Annotated in this window: 5 protein-coding genes; 3 read left to right on the forward strand and 2 right to left on the reverse strand. The window is 71.4% G+C overall.

Annotated elements, in window-relative coordinates; translation table 11 throughout:
• Positions 1-4: 4 nt before the first annotated feature.
• Both BI335_RS07990 and BI335_RS07995 read right to left on the reverse strand, forming a co-directional pair.
• Entirely contained in the window at positions 5-1,780 is a 1,776-nt protein-coding gene (locus BI335_RS07990; RefSeq protein ID WP_094430133.1) for a hypothetical protein, read from the reverse strand.
• A complete protein-coding gene (locus BI335_RS07995; protein ID WP_094430136.1) occupies positions 1,777-3,564 on the reverse strand; it encodes an outer membrane protein assembly factor BamB family protein in 1,788 nt (595 codons plus the stop codon). The genes BI335_RS07990 and BI335_RS07995 overlap by 4 nt, the downstream gene beginning before the upstream one ends.
• A 293-nt stretch (positions 3,565-3,857) precedes the next feature.
• Between BI335_RS07995 and BI335_RS08005 the strand changes: the two genes are divergently transcribed.
• From BI335_RS08005 to BI335_RS08015, 3 genes are read left to right on the forward strand one after another with little or no spacing between them, the layout of a single operon-like run.
• Complete coding sequence (locus BI335_RS08005) at positions 3,858-4,199, forward strand: DUF6504 family protein (RefSeq protein WP_094430138.1); 342 nt, start codon at positions 3,858-3,860, stop codon at positions 4,197-4,199.
• A 10-nt stretch (positions 4,200-4,209) separates the two neighbouring features.
• Positions 4,210-4,611, forward strand: a complete 402-nt coding sequence (locus BI335_RS08010) for an SAV_6107 family HEPN domain-containing protein (protein ID WP_094430140.1) — start codon at positions 4,210-4,212, stop codon at positions 4,609-4,611.
• A complete protein-coding gene (locus BI335_RS08015; protein ID WP_094430142.1) occupies positions 4,604-8,305 on the forward strand; it encodes a DNA polymerase III subunit alpha in 3,702 nt (1,233 codons plus the stop codon). Before BI335_RS08010 ends, BI335_RS08015 begins: the two co-directional genes overlap by 8 nt.
• The last annotated feature ends 26 nt before the right edge of the window (positions 8,306-8,331 follow it).

Here is an 8,331-nt window from a genome sequence, read left to right on the forward strand (position 1 = left end):
GCGGTCAGCGCAGCACCGTGTCACCGGCCGACATCGCTCGGTCGCGTCCCGCCAGCGCGGCCGCGCACCCCAGGCAGAGGGCCATGATCAGCATGGTGTGCGCCAGGTTCTGATCGCCCAGGACCTCGACGTTGTCCGGGCGATAGGGGAAGTTCCCGCCGAACCCGGCCAGCATCAGCACCAGGAGCAGGCCGAGGAAGGCGTTGCCGAGCACCAGCAGAACCCGAGCCGGTACAGGGAATCCGGGAGATCCGTGCCGTGCGTAACCGCCATCGGTGAGCAGGCGCCAGACCAGCCCGAGCATCAGGGCGACGCTGATGCCACCGAAGGCGAGGGCGGACACCGGTTCGGCGATCCAGCTGCGGTAGGGCCAGGCCACTGCCAGCAGGAGCACCGTGATCAGGGTGACCAGTCGGCCGACGGTCAGTCGGCCGCGGAGCAGCAGGGCCAGGGCGATCACCAGCACCGCCGGCACCGCCAGCACGGTGCCGGCGTCGGCATCGGCCGGGATGCCGAACAGGGTGTTGATCGTCGACGCGGTCATCACCGCGGTGAAGGCCGCGGCCGCTGCGGCGGCGACCCGGAGCCCGCGGCGTGCGGTGCGCACCGCGAGCACGGCGGCGGCCGCGGCGGTGACCGCACCGAGCCACGAGGACAGGTTGAACCTGTCGAGGAATCCCTGCACGGCGGGGATTCCGAAGGCCGCGAAGAGCTGACCGATGACCTGATCCGCCACCAGTGGTACGCCCAGGATCATCGCCAGCCAGGGCAGAGTCGCTCGCCACGCCTCGGGGACGTCGTCGGGATCGGGGCGCAGGTCGAAGTCGCCGGAGACCCGGTCGGCCCACCAGATGGCCAGCGCCATCGCCACCGCGACCAGCAGCACGACCCACGCACCGCCCAGCAGTCCGACCAGTCGATTGGCCAGCCCGCCGGCGGTGACCTCGGTCGCCAGTTTCAGACCGCGCAGCCCGGCAAGCCCGATCAGCAGCAGGCCCAGGCCGACCCGTACCGCGCCGTCGGATCGCCCCGGTGCCGGCCGATCGGGTGGGGTGTCGATCAGCCGGCGCAGCGCCGTGCCGGTCCACGCGGCGGTGGCCACGGTCAACTCGCCGAAGGCGGCGCCCGCCATCAGCATCGCCGGGGTGGCCAGCAGCGACAGCAGGGCGGCCATCAACACCAGGTTGCCCAGGGTGCGGTCGTAGGTCGGGTTCTCGAAGGGGACGCCGTGGACGGTCGCCCCGGCGTACAGGGCCGTGCCGATGACCACCAGGGTGACGACGAACTCCCACCAGGCGAACCGGGTCCGCCAGCGCAGGACCATCAACGCCCCGAGTGCCACCGGTGCCGCCAGGGTCGTCCACAGGGTCGGGCCCTGCAACTCGGGGGAGGAGGGCACGCGGTGCAGGTTGAGCGGGATCAGCAGGACGGCGGTGACGACCAGCCAACCGAACGGCCGGAGCCAGCGCCGCAGGTGGAGTGCTGCGCAGAAGAGTGCGGTGAGCGCGAAACCGAGAACCACCTGGACCAGTGCCAGCATCGGTGCGGGAATGGTGTTCACCCCACCGACCCGCAACGGCAGCCGGGTCCGCAGCCAGGGGGCCAGCAGCACCGTCACCGTGGCCAGTGCGTACAGCAGATATCCGGCCCAGACGATCGCAGTCAGCCCGGCCGGCCAACGGTGCCCGCGCAGCACGCCGTCGCGGACCGGGTCGAGGAGTACCCGGCGCACCACATAGCCGACGAGCTCGACGAGCCGGCGCAGCGGTCCGGTGCTCATGGGCCCACCCGGTCCATCGTCCACTCCGGGTCGCGACCGAGCACCCAGATCCCCGAATCGCTCGGTTGCAGGATGCGGTTGCCGGCCGGCGTCAGCGGCCAACTGCCCTGCCGCTGTCCGTCCGGCCCCACGGCGGACAGCTCGTCCCCGGTGACCAGAAAGGCGGTGTCATCGACGGTGAGCAGGTCATCGGCGCCGCCGAGCGCCGCGACCCGTCGGCCGTCGGCCGGATCCAACAGCAGCGTCTCGCGTTGTCCGGCGACGACGACCCGGGTGCTGGTCACCGCCAGCGTGACCGTGGTCGGCACCGCCGACTCCCAGACGAACTGCTCGTCGGCGATCCTGGTCATCCGCAGCCAGCCGGCGGCATTGGTGAACAGCTGGCCACGGCTGACCGCCACCCCGCGGATCGGGATGGGGCTGTCGTGTTGCCAGAGCTGGGCACCGGTCGCGGCGTCGAAGACGGTGATGTTCTGTTGTTCGTCGGCCACCGCGACCGAGGTGCCGTCGCTGGCCGGTTTCATGGTCACGCCCGCATCGAGTTGCTGCCGCCACAGTTCCCGTCCGGTGGCCAGGTCCAGGCCGTGCACGCTGCCGCCGAGGGTGGCGACGACGATCCGGTCGGTGCCGACCCGGACCGGGCCGGTGGTGCTGACATCGGGCAGGGTCGCGGTCCAGGCCTGGTAGCCACCGGGGTGGTAGAGTTGGACCCGCCGGTCGGTGGTGCTCACCGCGATCATGTCGCCCACTGCGGTGAGGTTGAGGATCGCGCCGCCGGGATGCAACCGGGTCACCGGTAGCTGGTCGTTCTGCTCGGTGGCCTCCAGGGCGATCACGTCGGGGGTGACCGAGGCGCGCAGCATCGCCACCCCGCCCGCGCTGACCGCTCCCGCACCGGACATCGTCTGGTCGCGGCCACGTTCGAAGCCGAAGCTGGCGTCCCCACGGAATCCGGTCATCGGCCGTCGGGTCCAGTCGGCCAGTCGATCCAGCGGAACCTGTGGCGGGATCAGCCGGTCGGGTTTGAGCGGTTCCACCTCGCCCGGGCGGGTGGACCACTGCAGCGGCGCCGGGCCGAGATCGGTGCTGCCGCGTTCGGCGACCACCCCGCGCCCCGGGCACCAGGTGTTCTCCTCCCGCCAGCGCCGCGGCGTACCGTCCTCGGCGGTGAGCGCGGTATCGGAGACCACCAGCAGGCAGTCACCGACCGCGCTGGCGGACGAGTCGTTGCGGTAGCGGCCGATGCCGAACTCCTCGTTGCCGGCGACCTCACCGGTGGAGTTCCAGCGGACGCCGGGGGCGACATCGGCCGGAAGTTCGAGCAACCCGGGTCCGAACACCAGGCCGCGATCACCCCAGGTCTGCGCGGTCCTGGTGATCGCACCGGCGTTGTCCAAGCCACGCAACCGATTCCGCCACGGGTCGTTCCAGCCGCTGGCGAACAGCGTTTCCCGCCACCACTGGGTCGGCCACCGGTCCCGTCGCAGGATCGTCTCGTAGGCGGTGCTGGAGATGGCCTCCACCGCCTGCTGGGGCGAGAGCCGGGCATGTTCCACCATGGCGGGGTCGCTGGCTCCGGCGCCGGTGCGGCCCGTTCCTTCGATGGTGGCGTACGCCCGGTCGGCGTCCGCGGGGACCCAGCGCCCTGCGGCCCCGGTGAGCGCGACCGGGTTTCGGAACGGGTCGGTCGCGAGTACGCCGGCGGTGGTCAGCAGCGCGAGCAGCAGGATCAGCACCGAGACCTCGCGGGCCCGGTGCCGCGGCGGCTCGTACCGTGTCGACATCGTGGCCTGATGGTAGGGCAGGGACCGGGTCGCGGAGCCGCGCTGGTGCTCGCGTCGGATTCGGGATTCGAACGGCTTGACGGATTGTCGGTGCCGGTGGTTATAGTTGGTCCTGTTCGAACACGTGTTCGAGGACGCACTTGGGGAAGGGCCTCTTGAGCACCCGTTCGGACGCAGGGCTGGTCCCGGCGCGGGTGGAACTCGACCCCCGCTCGCGCCGGGGCTTCCTCATTTCCATGGGGCCGCCCGGGTCGAGACACACGCCAACAGGTGCGACGAACCGGGGAGCGGCCATGCGGATCCATCGAGAAGCCATCGCGGTGCGGGACGGTGTCGTCGACGGCATCGAGGCCCCGGTCGAGTTCTGCTGGCGGGGCCTGGTGTGGCAGGTCACCGAGATCCAGGCTCGCTGGGTGCTGACCTCCCCGTGGTGGGAGTCACCCGCCGCCCGGGCGGTGCGCGACGGCGGCGTCCGGGTCGCCGAGGACGCATCGACCGACCTGATCGCCGAGCGGATCGGCTGGCGGGTGCTGGCCGAGCGGGGTTCGGTGCACACCGGTTCCCGACGCAGCGGGGTGTTCGAGCTGCAGCATGCCACGGCCACCGGGTGGTGGCTGGACGCCGTGATCGATTGAGGGAGGGACGATGACCGACGCGAGCAGTGAGCTCGCCCGGGCCCGGGCCACGCTGGTCCAGGCGGAGCTGACGACCCCGGCCGCCGACCGCTATCTGACCGCCCATCGGGCCGCCGGGCAGGTGGCCGCGGTGGTGCTGGCGATGCGCTGCCGGCCGGGTCGGCAGCCGGCGCGGCGCAATGCCTGGGGGTTGCTGGCCGAGGTGGCCCCGGAGCTGGCCGAGTGGGCCGGATTCTTCCTTGCCCTGCAAGGAAAATGTGAGGTGCTGCGTGCCGGGGCGAGCAACCTGGTGAGCGCCCGCGAGGCCGATGATCTGGTCCGGGAGGCGGCCGCCTTCCACGATCAGGTGACGGGCCGACTCGTCGGTGACCGCCGATCGGGGGTCACCCCCGACAGCAGCGTCCATGCCTGATCCCTTCGTGCATCTGCGCGTGGCATCGGCCTACTCGCTGCGCCACGGGGCCTCCCAACCGGCCGAACTGGTGGCGCGGGCCGCCGAGCACGAGATGGACACCCTCGGGCTGACCGACCGCGACGGGCTCTATGGCGCGATCCGCTTCGCCGGCGCCTGCCGGGACGCCGGCATCGCCCCGGTGCTCGGTATCGATCTGGCCGTGCACCCCGGAAACGTCACGGAGGCGGGGAATCTCCCGGCAGGAACCTGCGAGCGCAGCGAGCGCGGGGGTCTGGGGGTCGCCCCCCAACGACTCTGCGTGCTCGCCAGCTCACGGGCGGGGTGGGCGGCGCTGTGCCGGTTGACCTCGGCGGCGCACCTGTCCGGGCAGCGGGGGAGGCCGGTCGCCGACCGCGCGACGATCATGGAGTACGCCGCCGGCGGTGAGCTGGTCGTGCTGCTCGGTGCGGACTCCGATGTCGGTCGGGCCGTGGTCGAGCGGCCGGAGGTGGCGGAGCGGTTGCTGCGGGACTGGGCGCAGGTGCTGCCACCGCAGGCGTTGGTGGTCGGGGTGAGCGATCATCAGCTGCCCGGGCGGGGGATCGGCTCCAGCGTCCAGGCGGCCCGGTTGCTGGCGTTGACGGACCACTGCCGGGTGCCGGCGGTGCTGACCAATGCGGTCCGGATGGCGCACCGGGACCAGGCACCCACCATCGACGTGCTCGACTGTGCCCGCCGGTTGGTGCCGCTGGATGCCCGCAACGTGGATCGGCGCAATGCCGAGGCCTGGTTGAAATCGGGCAAGGAGATGGCGGTGCTCGCCGAACTGCTGGCCCGCCGTGCCGGCCGCGGTGCCGACGGCGGTTCGCGGCTGATCGCCGAGACCAGGATGCTGGCGATGCGCTGCCGGCTGGATCCGCGCCGCGATCTGGGCCTGGGGGAGATCCATCTGCCCGAGCTGTCGGTGATCGGTGGCGGCACCCGCGTCGGCGACGCCCAGCAGCTGCTCGCGAATCGTTGCGAGGCAGGGATCTCCGCACGCTATGGCACGGCCAACGAGGCGATCCGGCGTCGGCTGGACGAGGAGCTCGCGGTGATCGCCCAGCACGGCTTCGCGTCCTATTTCCTCACCGTCGACGATGTGGTCCGGCTGGTCCGCGGACGCGGTTGCCGGGTGGCTGCGCGCGGTTCCGGTGCGGGGTCGCTGGTCAACCATCTGCTCGGCATCTCCGGGGTCGACCCGATCCGGCACGGCCTGATCATGGAGCGGTTCCTGTCCCCGTTGCGAAAGAGCCTGCCGGACATCGATCTGGACGTGGAATCCCACCGGCGGGAGGAGATCTATCAGCAGATCCTTGCTGCCTACGGCGGTGAGCGGGTGGCCTGTGTGGCGATGTTGGAGACCTACCGGGTGCGGCATGCGGTCCGCGACGTGGGTGCCGCGCTCAGCCTGCCGCCCGGGGAGATCGACGCGATCGCCAAGGCGTTTCCGCACATCCGGGCCCGGGACGCCCGGGCGGCGCTGCGTGATCTGCCGGAGCTTCGGGCGGCCGGGTTGGCGGAGCGGCGGTTGGATCTGCTGTTCGAGCTGGTCGAGTCACTGGACGGGCTGCCGCGGCACGTCGCACTGCACCCCTGCGGCGTACTCCTCTCCGACGCCACCCTGCTGGATCGCACCCCGGTCGAGGCCAGCTTCGCCGGCTATCCGATGAGCCAGTTCGACAAGGACGACGTCGAGGAGATCGGGATGCTCAAACTGGATGTGCTCGGCATCCGGATGCAGTCATCGATGTCCCACGCGGTCGCCGAGGTGGAACGCACGACAGGGGAGCGGATCGATCTGGAATCCCTTGCTGACGACGGATTCAGCGACCCCGACACCTATCGGTTGATCGGCGAGGCCCGCACCCTGGGCTGCTTCCAGATCGAGTCACCCGGGCAGCGCGAACTGATCGGCAAGTTCGGCCCCAGTGACTTCACCGACATCATCATCGACATCTCGCTGTTCCGGCCCGGACCGGTGAAGAGCGACATGGTGCGTCCCTTCCTGGAGGCCCGGCAGGGTTATGCGCGGCCGAGCCATCTGCATCCGGATCTGGAACCGTTCCTGCGCGAGACCTGCGGGGTGGTGGTCTTCCACGAGCAGGTGATCCAGATCATCGCCACGCTCAGCGGGTGCAGCCTGGCGATCGCCGACGAGGTGCGCCGGGCGCTCGGCAGCGTCACCGGACAGGCCGACGCGAAGGCCTGGTTCATCCCGACCGCGATCGGCCGCGGTTATTCCCCGGTGGTGGTGCAGCGAGTGTGGCAGGTGCTGGAATCCTTTGCCTCGTTCGGTTTCTGCAAGGCGCACGCCGCCGCGTTCGCGCTGCCGACCTTCCAGTCGGCCTGGTTGAAGACGCACTGGCCGGCCCACTTCCTGGCCGGGGTGCTCACCCATGACCCCGGGATGTATCCGAAACGGCTGATCCTGGAGGAGGCCCGCCGCTGCGGGGTGGCGCTGCTCGGTCTCGATGTGAACGCCTCCGCCGACGGTTACCTGGTGGAACGCCTCCCGGAGGTGGCGGACACCGGTGCCGCACCGGATTCCCCGCCACGATGGGGGATCCGGCTGTCGCTGGCCGAGGTGAAGGGGATCAACGCCACCGAGGTGGCGCGGATCGTCGCGGGCCGCCCCTATCGGTCGCTGACCGACTTCTGGAACCGGGCCCAGGTGTCGGCGCCGGTGGTGGAGCGGTTGGTGCTGGCCGGCGGCTTCGATGCGGTGCATCGCCTGGGCACGGCGACCTCGGTGCGGCGGGGCCGGCTCACCCGGCGGGATCTGCTGCTCACCGTCGCCGATCTGCAGCGCGACAGCCGGGCCGGCATCAAGCAGGCCCGCCGGGCCCGCGGGCTGGCCGGCGGGGCGGCGCGACGGGTGGGTCCGGCCGATGGGGCGGCCTCCGATCCGCGGGACCGGGCGTTGGCGCAGAGCCGGCGGCCGGCCGAGGTCCGGCCGCCGGAGATCCAACTGCCGTTGGATTTCACCGAGGACGCCGACCCCGTCCCCAGCGGTCTGCCCGAGCTGACCGACAGCGAACGGGTGCAGGCCGAGCTGGCGGTGCTGGGGTTGGATGTGAGCCGGCACGTGGTCGACTTCTATGCGCCACTGCTGGCGGCCCTGCAGGTCACCCGCTCCCGCGACCTGTTGTCGGTGCGTCGGCGGCAGGCGGTGCTGGTCGCCGGGGTGAAGGTGGCGACCCAGACCCCGCCGATCCGCTCCGGGCGTCGGGTGGTGTTCCTCACCCTGGATGACACCACCGGCCCGGTCGATGCCACCTTCTTCGAGGACGCCCAGGGGCCCTATGCGCGCACCATCTTCGGCTCCTGGCTGCTGGTGGTGCGCGGGGAGCTGCGGCGTACCGGACCGCGTGGGGTCTCGGTGCTGGCGGACGGCTGCTGGGATCTGGGTGAACTCTTCGAACGCTGGCAGTCGGTGCTGGAGCTGACCGGTGACCGGGAGCGGGCGCTGACCGCGGTCCGGGATCTGCTGGCGGAGGTGCCCGAGGACTTCGGCGGTGGAGCCCGGCGGATGCTGGTGCACCCCAGCGGATTCCGGCAATCGGCGTACGCCGACATCAAACCGGCCGGTGGCAGCGGGCCGGCGGGGTCCCCGGCGGCCGGGGCGCCGCGGAAGCTGTGGCACTCCAGCCCGGGGAGTTCGGGCCGATGAGCGGGTGGTCCGGGTGGTGTCAGCCC

It is taken from the genome of Enemella evansiae (assembly GCF_002250705.1).
GTDB lineage: Bacteria > Actinomycetota > Actinomycetes > Propionibacteriales > Propionibacteriaceae > Enemella > Enemella evansiae.